Origin of the sequence: Franconibacter sp. IITDAS19, assembly GCF_023079515.1 — a bacterium.
Lineage (GTDB): Bacteria > Pseudomonadota > Gammaproteobacteria > Enterobacterales > Enterobacteriaceae > Franconibacter > Franconibacter pulveris.
Window position 1 is genome coordinate 157,489 of sequence record NZ_JALJCP010000002.1, and the last position, 15,603, is coordinate 173,091.

Annotated in this window: 18 protein-coding genes; 11 read left to right on the plus strand and 7 right to left on the minus strand. The window is 59.2% G+C overall.

All coding sequences use genetic code 11. The features are described 5' to 3' along the window. Positions 1 to 8: 8 nt before the first annotated feature. From urtA to MT962_RS06710, 7 genes are all read left to right on the plus strand, one after another. A complete protein-coding gene (gene urtA / locus MT962_RS06680) occupies positions 9 to 1,280 on the plus strand; it encodes an urea ABC transporter substrate-binding protein (RefSeq protein ID WP_024558366.1) in 1,272 nt (423 codons plus the stop codon). Between the two features lie 234 nt (positions 1,281 to 1,514). Continuing rightward, positions 1,515 to 3,080: an urea ABC transporter permease subunit UrtB gene (urtB, locus tag MT962_RS06685; protein ID WP_247365225.1), complete on the plus strand. Its 1,566-nt coding sequence runs from the start codon at positions 1,515 to 1,517 to the stop codon at positions 3,078 to 3,080. After that, positions 3,080 to 4,153, plus strand: a complete 1,074-nt coding sequence (urtC, locus tag MT962_RS06690; RefSeq protein WP_024558368.1) for an urea ABC transporter permease subunit UrtC — start codon at positions 3,080 to 3,082, stop codon at positions 4,151 to 4,153. The genes urtB and urtC overlap by 1 nt, the downstream gene beginning before the upstream one ends. Next, entirely contained in the window at positions 4,153 to 4,950 is a 798-nt protein-coding gene (gene urtD, locus MT962_RS06695) for an urea ABC transporter ATP-binding protein UrtD (protein WP_024558369.1), read from the plus strand. The genes urtC and urtD overlap by 1 nt, the downstream gene beginning before the upstream one ends. Before the next feature lie 9 nt (positions 4,951 to 4,959). After that, positions 4,960 to 5,658 carry an urea ABC transporter ATP-binding subunit UrtE gene (gene urtE, locus MT962_RS06700; protein ID WP_048887877.1) on the plus strand — a complete coding sequence of 233 codons (699 nt, stop codon included), beginning with the start codon at positions 4,960 to 4,962 and terminating at the stop codon, positions 5,656 to 5,658. Positions 5,659 to 5,719: 61 nt separating this feature from the next. After that, positions 5,720 to 5,968, plus strand: a complete 249-nt coding sequence (locus MT962_RS06705; protein ID WP_024558371.1) for a type II toxin-antitoxin system Phd/YefM family antitoxin — start codon at positions 5,720 to 5,722, stop codon at positions 5,966 to 5,968. Then, complete coding sequence (locus tag MT962_RS06710) at positions 5,958 to 6,242, plus strand: type II toxin-antitoxin system RelE/ParE family toxin (RefSeq protein ID WP_188723479.1); 285 nt, start codon at positions 5,958 to 5,960, stop codon at positions 6,240 to 6,242. Before MT962_RS06705 ends, MT962_RS06710 begins: the two co-directional genes overlap by 11 nt. Here the strand turns inward: MT962_RS06710 and ydeE are convergent. Further along, positions 6,239 to 7,432, minus strand: a complete 1,194-nt coding sequence (gene ydeE, locus MT962_RS06715) for an efflux MFS transporter YdeE (RefSeq protein WP_048887878.1) — start codon at positions 7,430 to 7,432, stop codon at positions 6,239 to 6,241. The genes MT962_RS06710 and ydeE overlap by 4 nt on opposite strands. A 208-nt stretch (positions 7,433 to 7,640) precedes the next feature. Here ydeE and eamA point away from each other — a divergent pair, with 208 nt between their 5' ends. After that, positions 7,641 to 8,534 carry an O-acetylserine/cysteine exporter gene (gene eamA, locus MT962_RS06720; protein WP_024561286.1) on the plus strand — a complete coding sequence of 298 codons (894 nt, stop codon included), beginning with the start codon at positions 7,641 to 7,643 and terminating at the stop codon, positions 8,532 to 8,534. 36 nt (positions 8,535 to 8,570) lie between these two features. Here the strand turns inward: eamA and marB are convergent, their stop codons facing one another. The 3 genes from marB to marR all read right to left on the minus strand — a co-directional run bounded on the left by marB (position 8,571) and on the right by marR (position 9,678). After that, a complete protein-coding gene (marB, locus tag MT962_RS06725; protein WP_024558375.1) occupies positions 8,571 to 8,786 on the minus strand; it encodes a multiple antibiotic resistance protein MarB in 216 nt (71 codons plus the stop codon). A 64-nt stretch (positions 8,787 to 8,850) separates the two neighbouring features. Further along, the gene (gene marA, locus MT962_RS06730; RefSeq protein ID WP_024555053.1) at positions 8,851 to 9,225 is read right to left on the minus strand and encodes an MDR efflux pump AcrAB transcriptional activator MarA; all 375 of its coding nucleotides are present in this window, start codon (positions 9,223 to 9,225) and stop codon (positions 8,851 to 8,853) included. 18 nt (positions 9,226 to 9,243) lie between these two features. Beyond that, positions 9,244 to 9,678 carry a multiple antibiotic resistance transcriptional regulator MarR gene (gene marR / locus MT962_RS06735; RefSeq protein WP_024558376.1) on the minus strand — a complete coding sequence of 145 codons (435 nt, stop codon included), beginning with the start codon at positions 9,676 to 9,678 and terminating at the stop codon, positions 9,244 to 9,246. 307 nt (positions 9,679 to 9,985) lie between these two features. Here marR and MT962_RS06740 point away from each other — a divergent pair, with 307 nt between their 5' ends. Beyond that, the gene (locus tag MT962_RS06740; RefSeq protein WP_024561285.1) at positions 9,986 to 10,651 is read left to right on the plus strand and encodes a MarC family NAAT transporter; all 666 of its coding nucleotides are present in this window, start codon (positions 9,986 to 9,988) and stop codon (positions 10,649 to 10,651) included. Between the two features lie 231 nt (positions 10,652 to 10,882). On the opposite strand, the gene MT962_RS06745 is transcribed toward MT962_RS06740, so the two are convergent. Beyond that, entirely contained in the window at positions 10,883 to 12,109 is a 1,227-nt protein-coding gene (locus tag MT962_RS06745) for a sugar transporter (RefSeq protein WP_247365227.1), read from the minus strand. A gap of 228 nt (positions 12,110 to 12,337) precedes the next feature. On the opposite strand from MT962_RS06745, the gene MT962_RS06750 reads away from it, so the two are divergent. Continuing rightward, entirely contained in the window at positions 12,338 to 13,126 is a 789-nt protein-coding gene (locus MT962_RS06750; RefSeq protein WP_028019927.1) for a PhzF family phenazine biosynthesis protein, read from the plus strand. Between the two features lie 32 nt (positions 13,127 to 13,158). Here the strand turns inward: MT962_RS06750 and MT962_RS06755 are convergent, their stop codons facing one another. Continuing rightward, the gene (locus MT962_RS06755) at positions 13,159 to 14,103 is read right to left on the minus strand and encodes an L-lactate dehydrogenase (protein WP_024558380.1); all 945 of its coding nucleotides are present in this window, start codon (positions 14,101 to 14,103) and stop codon (positions 13,159 to 13,161) included. A gap of 169 nt (positions 14,104 to 14,272) precedes the next feature. On the opposite strand from MT962_RS06755, the gene MT962_RS06760 reads away from it, so the two are divergent. Beyond that, a complete protein-coding gene (locus MT962_RS06760; RefSeq protein ID WP_247365230.1) occupies positions 14,273 to 14,746 on the plus strand; it encodes a GNAT family N-acetyltransferase in 474 nt (157 codons plus the stop codon). On the opposite strand, the gene MT962_RS06765 is transcribed toward MT962_RS06760, so the two are convergent. Beyond that, positions 14,718 to 15,578, minus strand: a complete 861-nt coding sequence (locus MT962_RS06765) for a LysR family transcriptional regulator (protein ID WP_024558382.1) — start codon at positions 15,576 to 15,578, stop codon at positions 14,718 to 14,720. The genes MT962_RS06760 and MT962_RS06765 overlap by 29 nt on opposite strands. Positions 15,579 to 15,603: the final 25 nt, after the last annotated feature.

The window sequence follows — 15,603 nt, forward strand, 5'->3', positions numbered from 1 at the left end:
TCATCGTTATGCATCGTCGTACCTTGTTAAAAGCTTTTGCCCTTTCCGCGTCGGTGGTCAGCATGGGGTTCGCCTTCAGCGCGCAGGCCGCCGAAACCATTAAAGTCGGCATTATGCATTCGCTGTCCGGCACCATGGCCATCTCCGAAACGCCGCTCAAAGACGTGGCGCTGATGACCATCGATGAGATCAACGCCAAAGGCGGGGTGCTGGGCAAAAAGCTCGAGCCGGTGGTGGTCGACCCGGCCTCCAACTGGCCGCTGTTCGCCGAAAAAGCCCGCCAGCTGCTGACGCAGGATAAAGTCGCCGCCGTCTTCGGCTGCTGGACCTCCGTTTCCCGCAAATCGGTGTTGCCGGTGTTTGAAGAGCTCAATGGCTTACTGTTCTACCCGGTGCAGTATGAAGGCGAGGAGATGTCGCCCAACGTCTTTTATACCGGCGCCGCGCCGAACCAGCAGGCTATCCCGGCGGTGGAATACCTGATGAGCGAAGATGGCGGCAGCGCGAAGCGCTTCTTCCTGCTCGGCACCGACTATGTCTACCCCCGCACCACCAATAAAATCCTGCGCGCCTTCCTGCATTCCAAAGGGGTTCAGGATAAAGACATTGAAGAGGTCTATACGCCGTTTGGCTACAGCGACTACCAGACCATCGTCGCCAATATCAAGAAATTCTCCGCAGGCGGCAAAACCGCCGTGGTTTCCACTATTAACGGCGACTCTAACGTGCCGTTCTACAAAGAGCTGGCCAACCAGGGGCTGAAGGCGACCGACGTGCCGGTAGTGGCCTTCTCGGTCGGCGAAGAGGAGCTGCGCGGCATCGACGCCAAACCGCTGGTCGGCAACCTCGCGGCCTGGAACTACTTCGAGTCAGTGGATAACCCGGCGAACCAGAAGTTTGTGGCGGATTACAAGGCTTACGCGAAAGCGCACAAGCTGCCGAACGCCGATACCGTGGTGACCAACGACCCGATGGAGGCGACGTATGTCGGCATCCATATGTGGGCGCAGGCGGTGGAAAAAGCGGGCACGACGGATGTGGACAAGGTGCGCGCGGCGATGGCGGGGCAATCCTTCAAAGCGCCTTCGGGCTTTACCCTGACCATGGACGCCACCAACCATCATCTGCACAAGCCGGTCATGATTGGCGAAATTGAAAGCAACGGTCAGTTTAACGTGGTGTGGCAGACCGACGAGCCGGTTCGCGCCCAGCCCTGGAGCCCGTACATTCCGGGCAACGATAAAAAATCGGACCAGCCGATCAAGACCGCCAGCAACTAATTTGCCGTTTACAGGTCGGCTTCTTCGCACCCTGACCCTCTCCCCAGCGGGGAGAGGGAAGCGGTCGACGCAGGAGGGGCGGGACGGCCCTGGCCTGCTCGTTTTTCTCCCTCGCCCCTTTGGGGAGAGGACCGGGGTGAACGGCCATTTTCACGCCGCCGCGCCAGTGGACGGGTAAGCAAAGCTCGCCCACCACAGGCCCTGCACGTTATACGGGCTCACAAGGAGACCATTATGAAACTGATACGCTGGCTGATAATGGCCGTCTGGCTGCTGCCCTGTCTGGCCAACGCCGCGGACGCCGACGCCTTCGCCGCCGCCAGCCGTTCGCAGCAAACGGTGCTGCTGGAGCGTTGGGCCGCCGCGCCGGATGCCGCCCGTATCCCGCTGCTCGCCGCGCTGGCGCAGGAGAGCGTGGTGCTGGATGGCGAAAAACACCCTTTCGCGCAAACCGGCGATGCATTAACGCCGCTTGGTTCGGCGCAAGCGCCGCAGGGCGAGGTTAAAAAGCTGCGTCTGACAAATCGTCTGCGCAATCTGGTAGCGGGCGCGCTGGCAAGCCACCGACTGGTAAGTGACAACGTCACGCAAAGATTGCGGGCCGCACAGGCGCTGGGTCGCGATGCGACGCCTGATATGCTGCCATTGCTGGCGGCGCGCTACAAAACAGAACCCGATGCGCGTGTGAAATCGGCGCTGGCAAGCGCGCTTGCCGCGCTCCAGCTGGCAAGCCCCGACGCCGCGGTGCGCCTTAATGCCGTCACGCTGCTGGGAGAGTCGGCCGACCCGGAAACCCAGGCGCGGCTGCAACCCTTTACCGACGCCAGCCACGAGCCGGACGCCCGCGTGCGCGACGCGGCGACGGAAAGCCTGCGCATCATCCAGCACCGGCTGTGGCTGGGGGAACTGCTCGGCCAGGCGTTTATGGGGCTTTCGCTCGGCTCCATTTTGCTGCTGGCGGCGCTGGGGCTTGCCATCACGTATGGCCTGCTTGGGGTCATTAACATGGCGCATGGCGAGATGCTCATGCTCGGCGCTTACTCCACCTGGCTTGTTCAGAACGCCGTTGCGCAGCTTGCCCCGCAGTGGCTTTTTCTTTATCCGGTTTTCGCTCTGCCGGTCGCTTTTCTGGTCACTGCCGGGGTAGGCATGATGCTTGAGCGCACCGTTATTCGCCATCTCTATGGCCGCCCGCTGGAGACGCTGCTCGCCACCTGGGGCATCAGCCTGATGCTGATTCAGCTGGTGCGGATGGCCTTTGGCGCGCAGAACGTCGAGGTGGCGAACCCGGCGTGGCTTTCGGGCGGCGTGCAGCTGTTGCCTAACCTCATCCTGCCCTGGAACCGCGTGGTGGTGATTGGTTTTGTGCTGCTGGTGCTCTTTTTTACCTGGCTCATCCTCAACAAAACCCGCCTTGGCATGAACGTGCGCGCGGTGACGCAAAACCGGTCCATGGCTGCCTGCTGCGGCGTACCTACCGGGCGCGTCGATATGCTGGCCTTTGGCCTTGGCTCCGGCATTGCGGGCCTCGGCGGCGTGGCGCTCTCGCAGCTTGGCAACGTCGGGCCGGAGCTCGGCCAGGGGTATATCATCGACTCGTTCCTGGTGGTGGTGCTGGGCGGCGTCGGCCAGCTTGCCGGCAGCGTGGCCGCCGCCTTCGGCCTTGGCATCTTCAATAAAATTCTCGAACCGCAGACCGGCGCCGTGCTTGGCAAGATCCTGATTCTGGTGCTGATCGTGCTGTTTATTCAGAAGCGTCCGCAGGGGCTGTTCGCCCTGAAAGGGAGGGTCATCGACTAATGAGCCAGCCACTTACGTTAACACTTGCGCGTAAGGCGCCGCGCCTGAGCCTGTGGCTTGGCGGCCTGCTGCTGGCGGCGCTGTTGCTGCTGCCATTTCTGGCGCTGCTGCCTGCAAGCCATCCGCTGAGCCTCTCCACCTATACGCTGACGCTGCTTGGCAAAATGCTCTGCTACGCCACCGTCGCGGTGGCGCTGGATCTGGTCTGGGGCTACGCCGGCATGCTGTCGCTCGGCCACGGGCTTTTCTTCGCGCTCGGCGGCTATGCGATGGGCATGTACCTGATGCGCCAGGCGGCGGGCGAAGGGTTGCCTGCATTTATGTCGTTTCTCTCCTGGAGCGAGCTGCCCTGGTTCTGGTGGGGTACGCAACACTTTGCCTGGGCGATGGCGCTGGTGGTGCTCATTCCGGGCGGGCTGGCGCTGCTTTTCGGCTGGTTCGCCTTTCGCTCCAAAATCAAAGGGGTCTATTTCTCCATCATGACCCAGGCGCTGACCTTTGCCGGCATGCTGCTGTTCTTTCGCAATGAGACCGGCTTTGGCGGCAATAACGGCTTTACCGGCTTCACCACGCTGCTTGGCTTTTCCATTACCGCGACCGGCACGCGCATCGCGCTGTTTATCGCCACCGTGCTGCTGTTGCTGCTGAGCCTGGCGTTGGGGTTTACGCTTGCGCGCAGCAAGTTTGGCCGCGTGTTGACGGCGGTGCGCGACGCGGAAAACAGGCTGATGTTCTGCGGCTACGACCCGCGCGGCTTTAAGCTGCTGGTCTGGACGCTCTCCGCCGTGCTCTGCGGGCTTGCGGGCGCGCTCTATGTGCCGCAGGTGGGGATAATCAACCCCGGCGAGATGTCGCCAACCAACTCTATCGAAGCCGCCATCTGGGTGGCGCTCGGCGGGCGCGGCTCGCTGGTGGGGCCGGTAATCGGCGCGCTGGCGGTTAACGGCGCGAAGAGTTTTTTCACCGTGCTGATGCCGGAGTACTGGCAGCTCTTTCTCGGGCTGATTTTTATTCTCGTCACGCTCTTTTTGCCGCGCGGGGTGATTGGCTTGCTTCGTAGAGGAGAAAAATAATGCAGCCGGATGAAGGGCTTTTTACCCGTCAGCACCTGACGGATCGCTTCCGGGAACAGACCGACCCGGTGTTGCAGCTTGAGAACATCAACGTCAACTTCGACGGTTTTCAGGCGCTGACGAACTTAACGCTGAACATCGGCGTAGGGGAACTGCGCTGTGTGATAGGCCCGAACGGCGCGGGGAAAACCACGCTGATGGATGTCATCACCGGGAAAACGCGGCCGCAAAGCGGCAGGGCGATTTACGATCAGTCCAGCGATTTAACCTCGCTCGACCCTATCACCATCGCGCAGAAAGGCATCGGGCGAAAATTTCAGAAGCCGACAGTGTTTGAAGCGCTCACGGTGTTTGAAAACCTGGAGATTGCGCAAAAGGGCGACAAGTCGGTCTGGGCGAGCCTGCGGGCAAAGCTTGGCTGTGAACAGCGTGACCGTATCGACGCCATGCTCGCCACGCTTCGCCTTGGCGCGGAGCGGGGCCGACAGGCGGGGGCGCTTTCCCACGGCCAGAAGCAGTTTCTGGAAATCGGCATGCTGCTGATTCAGGATCCGCACCTGCTGTTGCTGGACGAGCCCGCGGCAGGCATGACGGATGCGGAAACCGAATACACCGCTGAGCTGTTTCGCGAGCTGGCCGGCAAACACTCGCTGATGGTGGTGGAGCACGATATGGGTTTTGTGGAAACCATTGCCGACCGGGTGACGGTGCTGCATCAGGGGCAGGTGCTGGCGGAAGGCTCGCTCAAAGAGGTGCAGCAGAACGAGCAGGTGATTGAGGTCTATCTCGGACGCTAAGGAGCCGCGATGTTAGAAGTGAGTGAAATAAACCAGTACTACGGCGGTAGCCATATCCTTCGCGGCGTCTCGTTTGAGGCTCGTATCGGCGAAGTAACCTGCCTGCTCGGGCGCAACGGCGTGGGTAAAAGCACGCTGCTGAAATGTTTGATGGGGCTCGTGCCGGCGCGCACCGGCGCGGTGAACTGGCAGGGCAAAGCCATTACGCGATACAAGCCGCACCAGCGCGTGCAGGCAGGCATTGCTTATGTGCCGCAGGGGCGCGAGATTTTCCCGCGCCTGACGGTGGAGGAGAACCTGCTGATGGGGCTGTCGCGCTTTAACGGCGCGCAGGCGAAAGCGGTGCCGGAGGAGATTTACGCGCTGTTCCCGGTGCTTAAAGAGATGAAGCAGCGCCGGGGCGGCGATCTCTCCGGCGGTCAGCAACAGCAGCTCGCCATCGGTCGCGCGCTCGCCTGTCGTCCGCAACTGTTAATCCTTGATGAGCCAACCGAAGGGATCCAGCCTTCGGTTATTAAAGAGATTGGCGCGGTTATCCGCCAGCTCGCCTCACGGGGCGATATGGCTATTTTGCTGGTAGAGCAGTTTTATGATTTCGCCGCCGGCCTTGCCGATAACTATCTGGTGATGTCCCGCGGCGCGATAGTCCAGCGCGGGCAGGGTGAAAATATGGAAACCGACGGGGTGCGAGGGCTGGTGGCGATTTAAAAGGTGCTTTTTGAAGCCTCTCTTAAAGTGTTATATTGAGTGCTTTAAGAGGAGAGTGACTATGCCTTTTCGAATTCTGGCCCATACCGCCGCCAGCATCACCGATCTCAAGCGAAACCCAATGGGTACAGTGCAGGAAGGGGACGGCGATGCTGTGGTTATCCTTAACCGTAATGAGCCTGCCTTTTATTGCGTGCCGCCCGCGCTCTACGCGTATTTGATGGAGCTAGCTGAAGACGCGGAACTGGCGAAAATTGTCGAGGCGCGTAAAAACGGCGATACGGTTGAGGTCAACCTGGATGACTTATAAGTTATTTTTTGAAGTGCATGCCCTGGCGGAGTGGAAGAAGCTTGGGCATAACGTCCGCGAAGAGTTTAAAAAAGCGCTGGCGAAGCGGCTGGAACATCCCCGTGTTCCTGCCGCCCGCCTGCATGGCTACAAAGATTGCTACAAAATCAAACAACGCGCCTCAGGCTATCGGCTGGTTTATCAGGTTAAGGATGAAACCATTACCGTACTGGTACTCAGTGTTGGTAAAAGAGAACGTAATGCCGTTTATAATCAAATTGATAAACGGATCTAGCCCGCCTGCATTACCCCCACCGGCTTCACGCGCATGCCTTTCAGCATCATCAGATACGCGATTAACGAGCAGACCATCAGCGCCGCAAACAGCGACCAGGCGGGAAAGTTGGTCAGCATCACGCCGGTAAAGAGCGGATTACACGCCGCCCCCAGCCAGCCGAGCGACTGTACCGAGAAGTAGCCCGCTTTCAGGCCCGGCGGCGCGATATTGTCGATAAGCATGTATTCGCCCGGCACATAAATCACTTCGCCCACGGTGAAGATGGCTGCCGCCAGCCCCCACATCCAGAGCGACGTGCCGGAAAAGAGAAACCCGGCCAGCCCCAGCATGAAGCAGAGCGTGCCGTAAAACATCAGCCGACGAATGTTATCGGCGCGAATGTGCTTGCCCACGAAGTACTGCAGCGAAACCACCAGAACGGCGTTAACGGGCAGCACCACGGCGACCACCTGCTGGGCCAGCGCGCTGTCGGAAAAGGTTAAAACGTACTGGGAAATACAGATAGCGAACGACCCCGCCACCAGCGACCCCAGAAACGCCGAGCCGGTAAACCAGAGCAGCCGCTGGTCGCGCCACAGTAGAGAAAGCGGCGGCGCAGCCGCAGGCGCCGAGCCGGCGCCCGCCATCGAGGAGACGCGCAGGACAAACAGCAAGATCATCACTAACGCCATCGTTGCGGTGAACGCAGCCAGCCAGAAAGGCATATTCAACCCGTAAAGCACAAGCCAGGTGGCTATCGGCGGGCCGATGGTCCAGCCGATGTTGACGAAGGTGTAGTTAAGGGAAAAAATCCGCGCCCGGGCGCTCACGCTCAGGGTGTCGGAAAAATAGCTTTTCAGCACGGTGGAGAACACCGAGTAAGCGCAGTTGATGGTCGCAAAGAGCAGGACTACCAGCGTGGCGTTGCCCGCAAGCGGAATGGCGGCGAAGCCTGCGATAAATATCGCGATGGCTATCAGCATATAGCGCTTTTTATCAAAACGGTCCGCCAGCACGCCGAAGCCTAAGCTGAACAGCACGCCAAGCGTCATGGCGAGGCTCAATGCCGCACCCACGCCATCAACAGACATCTGATAAGCCTTCGACAGATAAATCGCCATAAAGGGCAGCGTGGCGCCGCGTCCAATAGTCAGCAACAGAGAAGAGAAAAGCAGCGTGGCGGTCGATTTATTCTTTTTCGAGAGCATTTTCTTATCTTTTTAACGGGAGGAGAGAGCGGCTGCAGAAGCCATGATTCGTTTTTTTAAGCAATAACATGCGCTTTAAAGGCTGTACACTCCAAAACGCGTTCTGCCGCGCCTTTTTGCCTCCCATAAATTAGTGATCTGTCTCTCATCATCCGATTCCGGTATGGTGAAGTATTAACAAAATTTTAATAAAGACAGGGGCAGGGGTATGACGCGTAAAGACGGGCTGCTGGCGTTGCTGGTGGTGGTGGCATGGGGGTTGAATTTCGTTGTAATAAAAGTGGGTCTGCACTCGATGCCGCCGCTGATGCTGGCGGGGCTGCGTTTTCTGCTGGTGGCGTTTCCTGCGCTGCTCGTTGTGGCGCGCCCGAAAGTGCCGCTCTCTTTGCTGCTGGGCTATGGCCTGACCATCAGCTTCGGGCAATTCGCGTTTCTCTTCTGCGCCATTAACTTCGGTATGCCTGCCGGACTCGCTTCGCTGGTATTACAGGCGCAGGCGTTCTTCACCATCATTCTTGGCGCATTTGTCTTCCGGGAGCGACTGCAGCTGAAGCAGGTGGCGGGGATAACGCTTGCGGTGTTTGGCGTGCTGGTGCTGGTTGAAGGCAGCCTGAGCGGCCAGCATGTGGCGCTGCTCGGCTTTATGCTGACGCTCGCCGCCGCGCTGAGCTGGGCCTGCGGCAATATCTTCAACAAGAAAATTATGCAGTTGCCGCAACCGCCAGCCATCATGTCGCTGGTGGTCTGGAGCGCGCTGGTGCCCATCGTCCCGTTTTTCGTCGCCAGCCTGATTTTCGACGGTCCGGCGGTGATGCTGCAAAGCCTGGTGTCGCTGGATGTCACCACGGTGCTTTCGCTGGTCTACCTGGCGTTTATCGCCACCATTGTGGGCTACGGCATCTGGGGCACGCTGCTCGGACGCTATGAAACCTGGCGCGTGGCGCCACTCTCGCTGTTGGTGCCTGTCGTGGGGCTTGCCAGCGCGGCGCTGCTGCTTGGCGAAACGCTAAGCGTTTTGCAGTTGCTGGGCGCGTTGCTGATTATGGCGGGGCTGTACATCAATGTGTTCGGCTTTCGCGTCCGGCGGGCGGCGCGGGCGTAAGGATAAAAAAAGCCCGGCGACAGCCGGGCAAGAGGTTTAGCGAGAGGCGTTGTAATAGGGAACGCCTAACTCGTCGGATTTATCGCTGCCGGCGCCCCGGTGGTTAAAATCAAAGGGCGACTGGTTGGTGGCGGAAGGCAGGACCATCGCATCGCGGTCCGTTTTATGGCTCAGCGCGGTGTTTTGATCCGCCATAGCGCCAGCAGAGGCCAGCGCCAGCAAAAACAGAGTAGCGCTTGCAATACGTTTCATGATTTCCTCGGTTACGTCTTCTCAGACGGCGATACTAAAACCGGCAGGCTCACGCCTGTCGCTGTTAATGATTTAGCGGATGCAGATACTTCGCTTCGCCCGGCATATTAGTCACGCGATACTTATGCGGCGGCACGGAGAAATAGTTTTTAAACGTCCGGGTCAGCGTCTGCTGCGACTCAAACCCATAGCGTTCCGCCAGATAAAGTATCGGCTCGTTGCTCTGCTTAAGCTTACGGGCGATTTCCGTCAGTTTGCGGTTACGAATGTACTGACCGAGCGAATGGCCGGTCTCTTTCTTGAACATTCTTTGCAGGTGCCATTTGGAATAGCCGGAGCGCTGGGAGACTTTCTCCAGCGACAGCGGGGTTTCCAGATTCTCTTCGATCCAGTCCAAAATGCTATGAATAGTAATGGCATCATTATTGCGTCTGGACATCGTCATACCTCTTTTTTGTTAAGGCAGTACCTTTTTGAGCAGGTATTCAAGGGTTGCCACTTCTTCTGCCGTCAGGTTTTTTGTTAATTCTTGATGCAGGTTAAGCCCAACCAGTTGATGACAGGTTTCGCACAGCGATGCGCCTTCCGGCGTAAGCTTAATCAGCACGCCGCGCTTGTCATTGGGGTTGGGCAGGCGCTCTATCCAGCCCTTGCACGCCAGACGATCCAGCATGCGGGTGAGCGCCCCTAAGTCCACGGATAAGACTTTTTTCAGCTCTACCGGCGTGATGCAGACTTCGCAGCGAATGGAGCACAACACTTTAAATTGCGTCGCGGTCACATCCAGCGGAGAGAGATAATCGTTGAGCAAGCGATCCTTCTTCTGGTTCACCATGTGAATCAGACGCCCAAGAGGGATAATGTCGTTAAACAGATCGCTGGTGTTTTTCACGATAGTTGCTCAGGCAAGTAGATTAGTCACGGCAGATATTATTGCCCAGGCAAGCATAAGTCAAATGAATGAAATTGCCGATCACACGATCTGTTAAAACGACTCAATTTGTCGCCGTTTTGCTGCTGCTGCCGTAAGAAAAGTGAGGCTTATTCACTGAAATTCACGGCTTTAATGGGTTTGCTGTATCGTTGTGATAGGTTTAAGCAGTGGAATATCGCTGTGAAGTCAGGCGGGTGAAAACGGGGTGCGGCCTGCGGTGGCTTCGCAAGCTCAACACTGCAAAAAGAAGAAGAGGAGAATAACCATGGTGGATTTATTTAAGGCGCTCGGGCTTGGGCTGGTGGTGCTTCTGCCGCTGGCGAACCCGCTGACGACGGTCGCGCTTTTCCTTGGGCTGGCAGGCAACATGAGCCGTGAAGAGCGTAACCGTGAAGCGAAAATGGCCTCGTTTTATGTCTTCATCATCATGATGGTGGCATGGTACGCCGGCCAGCTGGTCATGGACACGTTCGGCATTTCCATTCCGGGGCTGCGTATCGCCGGCGGGTTGATTGTAGCCTTTATCGGCTTTCGTATGCTCTTTCCGCCGCAGAAAGGGCACCATGCGCCGGAAGTGCAGAGCAAATCGGAAGAGCTGGCCCGGGAGCCTGAAGCGAGCATCGCGTTTGTGCCGCTGGCGATGCCGAGCACCGCAGGCCCTGGCACCATCGCCATGATAATCAGCTCCGCCTCCACCGTGCGCCACGGCGAAGGGTTTCCCGCCTGGGTGATTAGCGTCGCGCCGCCGCTGATTTTCCTCGTGGTGAGCCTCATTTTGTGGATCTGCCTGCGCAGCTCCGGCGGCGTAATGCGGCTGGTAGGCAAGGGCGGCATCGAGGCTATCTCAAGGCTGATGGGGTTCCTGCTGGTCTGCATGGGCGTGCAGTTCATTATTAACGGCGTGCTGGAGCTTATCTCCACGTATCATTAAGGCGCGAAGAGGCGAAGCCTGACCCGGGTTTTTCTGGCGGGGTATCAGCCGCAAACTCGCGGCTGGATTGTCGATAACCTGAATAAGCGCGTTACGCATCCCGCCAGCCGCGTTATCGGATACGGCGCGGGCGTTTCACGCCTGCGGGGATATCGAGAGGGAAGGAAAATTTACGCCCGCCTGACAGGGAACCCGTGGTTCCGCTGGCAGGAGGGCGTGATAAACGCGCTCTTAAACGCGGGCTGATTCGCTCGCGCTGTGGTTGTGCTGAGGCTGTTCTTCAAGCACCACCGGCCAGCGGCGGAAAATCACCACGGCCCACGCCAGCGCGGCCAGCGCCGGGATGGCGCCAATATAGCCCACCGAAGACATCGAGAGATGCAGGCTCACCTGGTTGCCCACCAGCGCGCCTGCGCCGATGCCGATGTTAAAGATGCCGGAGAAGAGCGACATCGCCACATCGGTGGCGTCCGGCGCCAGCGCCAGCACTTTCACCTGCATGCCAAGGCCTATCAGCATGATGGCGATGCCCCAGAAGATGCTCAGCACCGTCAGGTTCACCGCGCTGGTGGCCGCAGGCAGCAGCAACAGCAGGCAGATAACCAGCACGCCGATGGCGCTGCTGATAAGCGTGGAGGCGTGCAGGTTGCCGAGCTTGCCGAAGATCAGGCTGCCGATAATCCCCGCGCTGCCAAGCACCAGCAGCAGGAAGGTGGCGAAGTTTTCGCTCAGGCCGGCAATGTTCTGCACGAACGGCTCAATATAGCTGTAGGCGGTGAAATGCGCCGTCACCACCACGGCCGTCAGCACGTAGATGCACAGCAGCGCCGCGCGGCGGAACAGCACCGGCAGGCTTTTCAGCGAGCCGGAATGTTCGCTTGGCATCTTCGGCAACAGCTTCATCAGGCAGACCATAGTGACGAGCGCGCCAAGGCCGATGGCGAAGAAGGTGGTGCGCCAGCCAAAGTACTGCCCGATGATGCGCCCGATAGGCAGACCAAGCACCGAGGCGAGCGCGGTGCCGGTGGCTATCAGGCTCAGCGCCTGGGCGCGTTTGCCCGGCGGCGCCAGGCGAATAGCGAGCGAGGCGGTAATCGACCAGAAAATAGCGTGCGCGAAGGCGATGCCGACGCGGCTTATCACCAGCACCGTGAAGTTCCAGGCGAGAAACGACAGCAGGTGGCTTGCCACAAAGACCGCAAAGAGCGCAATCAGCAGCTTGCGACGCTCAACCTGGCTTGTCAGCAGCATAAACGGCAGCGACATCAGCGCCACCACCCACGCATAGATGGTCAGCATGATGCCCGCCTGGGCGGATTCCATGCCGAAGCTGTGCGCGATGTCCGAGAGCAGACCGACCGGCACAAATTCGGTGGTATTGAAAATAAAAGCCGCGACAGCGAGCGTAACCACGCGCAGCCACGCGGTTTTGCGTGAAACGGTGTTGTTCATCGTCATAGGAAATATCGCGCTGGTTGAAGTTAACAAAGAAGAGAGGGCGATCTTAAAACCTTCACGGCGGGCAATACAATGTTTTTGTGACGCAGATCGCAATTTTTTACCGCAGACGAAGCGGCGCGGGACGGGGCTTCGCAGCAGGATGCCCGGCAAATAAAGAATCTTTTGCCTCGTCTGTTGCGGCGTGTCATGTTCAGAGGGCAAACAGAATAACAAGAGGAGACGACGATGCAGGCAATCGACTTTTATATGGTGGATGCGTTCAGCCAGAAAACCTTCGGCGGCAACGCGGCGGCGGTCTGCCCGCTCGTGGAATGGCTGCCGGACGCCACGTTGCTGGCGATGGCGAAACAGCATAACCAGTCGGAAACCGCGTTTTTTGTGCGAACCGACAGCGGCTTTGAGCTGCGCTGGTTCACCACGCAGTATGAAATCAACCTGTGCGGCCACGCCACGCTTGCCGCCGCGCACGTTATTTTTGAACACCTTGACTACCCGCACACCGACATTCGTTTCTCCACGCGCTTTGTCGGCGAGCTGAGAGTGACGCGCAACGGCGATTGGCTGACGCTCGATTTTCCCGCCTGGGAGACAAAACCCGTCGACGCGCCGCCGTTGCTGCTTGAGTCACTCGGCATCAACGGCTGTGAAGAAGTGCGTCTGGGGCGCGACTATCTGGTGGTGCTGAAAGATGAGATGCAGGTGCGCAATCTGCGCCCGGATATTCACGCCATGCTGCCGCTTGAAAAAATGGTCTGCGTCACCGCGCCCGGCGAACAGTACGATTTCGTCAGCCGTTTCTTCTGCCCGGGAGAAGCGGTGGCGGAAGACCCGGTGACCGGCTCCGCTCACAGCATGCTTATTCCTTACTGGGGTGACAAGCTTGGCAAAACCACGATGCTTGCAAAGCAAGTCTCTGCGCGTGGCGGCGAGCTGCGCTGTCAGTGGAATGGCGACCGCGTGCTGATTGGCGGCCAGGCGGCGACCTATCTTATCGGCAAGGTGATGCTGCGCTAATAAAATAGCCCCGCAACCCGGCGGGGCGTTTCTTACGGCAGGCGGGCGATATTCGCCTTAATGACCTCCACCGAATGGCGAAACTTCTCTTCTTCGTCCGGCGCGAGCTTCAGCTCAATGATCTGCTGCACGCCGCTTTGCGCCAGCACGGCGGGCACGCCCGTCGCCACCTCATCCACGCCATACTCCCCCTGCAACACGCAGGAGACCGCCAGCGCCCGGTGGCTGCCGGTAAAGATATTGCGGCAGATTTCCGCAATAGTGCCGGCGATGCCGAACTCGGTGCAGCCTTTGCGGGCGTAAATCTCAAAGCCCTTGCGGCGCACATAATCCGCTAGCGCCGCTTTATCCAGCGCCTTGCCGGTTTTGCGCTGGTAGACATCCGCTATCGGCGAACCATAAACAGAAGAGTGGCTCCAGACCGGGAACTGCGTGTCGCCATGTTCGCCCAGGATAAAGGCGTCGATGGACTGCGGGCCGATATCCAGCGCCTCGGCAAGAGTGCGGCGCAGGCGGGTGGTGTCGAGCCAGACGCCGGTGCCCAGCACCTGGCCGCGCGGCAGCCCGGAGAGCTTCCAGACCTGCCAGGTAATAATGTCGCAGGGGTTGGTGGCGATGAGAAAGATGCCGTTAAAGCCGTTCGCCATCATCGTCGGCACGATGTTTTTGATAATCCGCGCCGTATTGGTCAGCTCGTCCAGGCGCGTCTGGCCCGGCTTCAGCGGGCCGCCGGAGACGGTGATCACCGCAATATCCACATCCTCGCAGTCGCTCGCTTCGCGGGTGGAGACGGTTATCATGCCCGGCATGTAGGCTGCGGCATCGCTTAGGTCCTGGCAATGACCTTCAACACGCGCTTTATCCAGGTCCACCAGGATAAGCTCCTCGCAAATCGTCTGGTTGAGCAAGGCCCAGGCGGCGGCGGTGCCGACATTGCCCGCGCCGATAATCATCACCTTACGGGGTTTTGTGTTCATGATGCTTCCTGATTTTAATGGGGACTACCGGCAAGATTACCCTTAACGTCGGCGCGGGAAAAACGCTGATTGCGCCTTTAAGGCAAAGATAAGAAAACGCTATGGTCCGGGGCTTGCTGCAGGGGGGAAGGGTTCGTAATCTGCTGAAAAAAAATAGAAAGGTGAGCGTATGTACCGCATTATTCCTGCAAAAGTGACCCAGTCTGAAAGCCAGGCGCTTATCGCTGCCCTGGATGCCTGGCAGACCGAGCTTTATCCGGCGGAAAGCAACCATCTGACCGACCTTAGCGACGCGCAGGGGCTGATCTTCAGGCTCATCCGCGGGCCGCAGGACGACGCGGTGGGCTGCGGCGCGGTGTTAGTCTCTGGCGACGGATTCGGCGAGATTAAGCGGGTTTATATCGATCCTCGCCATCGCGGGCAGCGGCTGGGCGAAAGGCTGCTGGCGTCGCTTGAGCAGGCGGCCGCCGCTCAGGGCTGCCATACGCTGCGTCTGGAAACGGGCATCAAGCAGCCCGCCGCCATTACGCTTTATCGCCGCTGCGGTTATGAGCTGACCGACGCGTTCGCGCCTTATCAGCCCGACCCGCTGAGCCTGTTTATGCGCAAAGCGCTCACTCGCAGCGCGGCAGCAGCTCGGTAAACGCCTCCAGCTGGCGGGTTTTCGCGCCGCGCCGCCAGATAAGCCAGGTGTTGATCCAGCGCCACTTTTCGCCAAGCGGCCACGCCTGCACCTGGTGGCTGCCGGGCATGCTCTCAAGCATCCGTTTAGGCATCATCGCCAGCCCTGCGCCGGCAATCACGCAGGCGAGCATGCCGTGGTAAGACTCCATCTCATGAATTTTGCCCGGCATGGCGTGGTCCGCCTGGAACCAGCTTTCGAAATGGCGGCGATAGGAGCAGTTAGCGCGAAACGCGTAAATGCTCGCGCCGTTTACCTGCTGCGCGCGTCGGATCTCCTCATGCCCGGCGTGGGCGACAATCATCATCTCCTCACGATAGACCGGCATCCCTTCAAGGCTCGGGTGCGCCACCGGGCCATCGACAAACGCGGCGCTCAGGGTGCCTTCCAGCACGCCGTCAATCATGGTGCCGGAGGGGCCAGTGGCAAGGTCGAACTGGATCTTCGGGTAGCGCTGGTTAAACGTCGCCAGCACGTCGGGAATACGCACTGCGGCGGTGCTCTCAAGCGAACCCAGCGAGAAAATGCCCTGCGGCTCATCGCCCGACACCACTTCGCGCGCCTCCGCCACCAGCTCGAGAATGCGTTTGCTGTAGGCGAGAAAACTGTGCCCGGCAGGCGCAAGGCGCAGGCGCTGGTTCTCGCGGATAAACAGCTCGACACCCAAATCTTCTTCCAGCTGGCGAATGCGGGTGGTGAGGTTAGAGGGTACGCGATGCACCCGCTGCGCGGCGGCGGTAATGCTGCCCGTTTCGGCGACCGCATTGAACATCTCAAGTTGCGTCAGGTCCATGGTGTTCTCGTTTGGTGAAAGGAGT

Bases quoted from the DNA above. Each gene is read 5' to 3' on its own strand.
- urtA (WP_024558366.1), top strand. From the start codon at position 9: ATGCATCGTCGTACCTTGTTAAAAGCTTTTGCCCTTTCCGCGTCGGTG.
- urtB (WP_247365225.1), top strand. From the start codon at position 1,515: ATGAAACTGATACGCTGGCTGATAATGGCCGTCTGGCTGCTGCCCTGT.
- urtC (WP_024558368.1), top strand. From the start codon at position 3,080: ATGAGCCAGCCACTTACGTTAACACTTGCGCGTAAGGCGCCGCGCCTG.
- urtD (WP_024558369.1), top strand. From the start codon at position 4,153: ATGCAGCCGGATGAAGGGCTTTTTACCCGTCAGCACCTGACGGATCGC.
- urtE (WP_048887877.1), top strand. From the start codon at position 4,960: ATGTTAGAAGTGAGTGAAATAAACCAGTACTACGGCGGTAGCCATATC.
- MT962_RS06705 (WP_024558371.1), top strand. From the start codon at position 5,720: ATGCCTTTTCGAATTCTGGCCCATACCGCCGCCAGCATCACCGATCTC.
- MT962_RS06710 (WP_188723479.1), top strand. From the start codon at position 5,958: ATGACTTATAAGTTATTTTTTGAAGTGCATGCCCTGGCGGAGTGGAAG.
- ydeE (WP_048887878.1), bottom strand. From the start codon at position 7,432: ATGCTCTCGAAAAAGAATAAATCGACCGCCACGCTGCTTTTCTCTTCT.
- eamA (WP_024561286.1), top strand. From the start codon at position 7,641: ATGACGCGTAAAGACGGGCTGCTGGCGTTGCTGGTGGTGGTGGCATGG.
- marB (WP_024558375.1), bottom strand. From the start codon at position 8,786: ATGAAACGTATTGCAAGCGCTACTCTGTTTTTGCTGGCGCTGGCCTCT.
- marA (WP_024555053.1), bottom strand. From the start codon at position 9,225: ATGTCCAGACGCAATAATGATGCCATTACTATTCATAGCATTTTGGAC.
- MT962_RS06740 (WP_024561285.1), top strand. From the start codon at position 9,986: ATGGTGGATTTATTTAAGGCGCTCGGGCTTGGGCTGGTGGTGCTTCTG.
- MT962_RS06745 (WP_247365227.1), bottom strand. From the start codon at position 12,109: ATGACGATGAACAACACCGTTTCACGCAAAACCGCGTGGCTGCGCGTG.
- MT962_RS06750 (WP_028019927.1), top strand. From the start codon at position 12,338: ATGCAGGCAATCGACTTTTATATGGTGGATGCGTTCAGCCAGAAAACC.
- MT962_RS06755 (WP_024558380.1), bottom strand. From the start codon at position 14,103: ATGAACACAAAACCCCGTAAGGTGATGATTATCGGCGCGGGCAATGTC.
- MT962_RS06760 (WP_247365230.1), top strand. From the start codon at position 14,273: ATGTACCGCATTATTCCTGCAAAAGTGACCCAGTCTGAAAGCCAGGCG.
- MT962_RS06765 (WP_024558382.1), bottom strand. From the start codon at position 15,578: ATGGACCTGACGCAACTTGAGATGTTCAATGCGGTCGCCGAAACGGGC.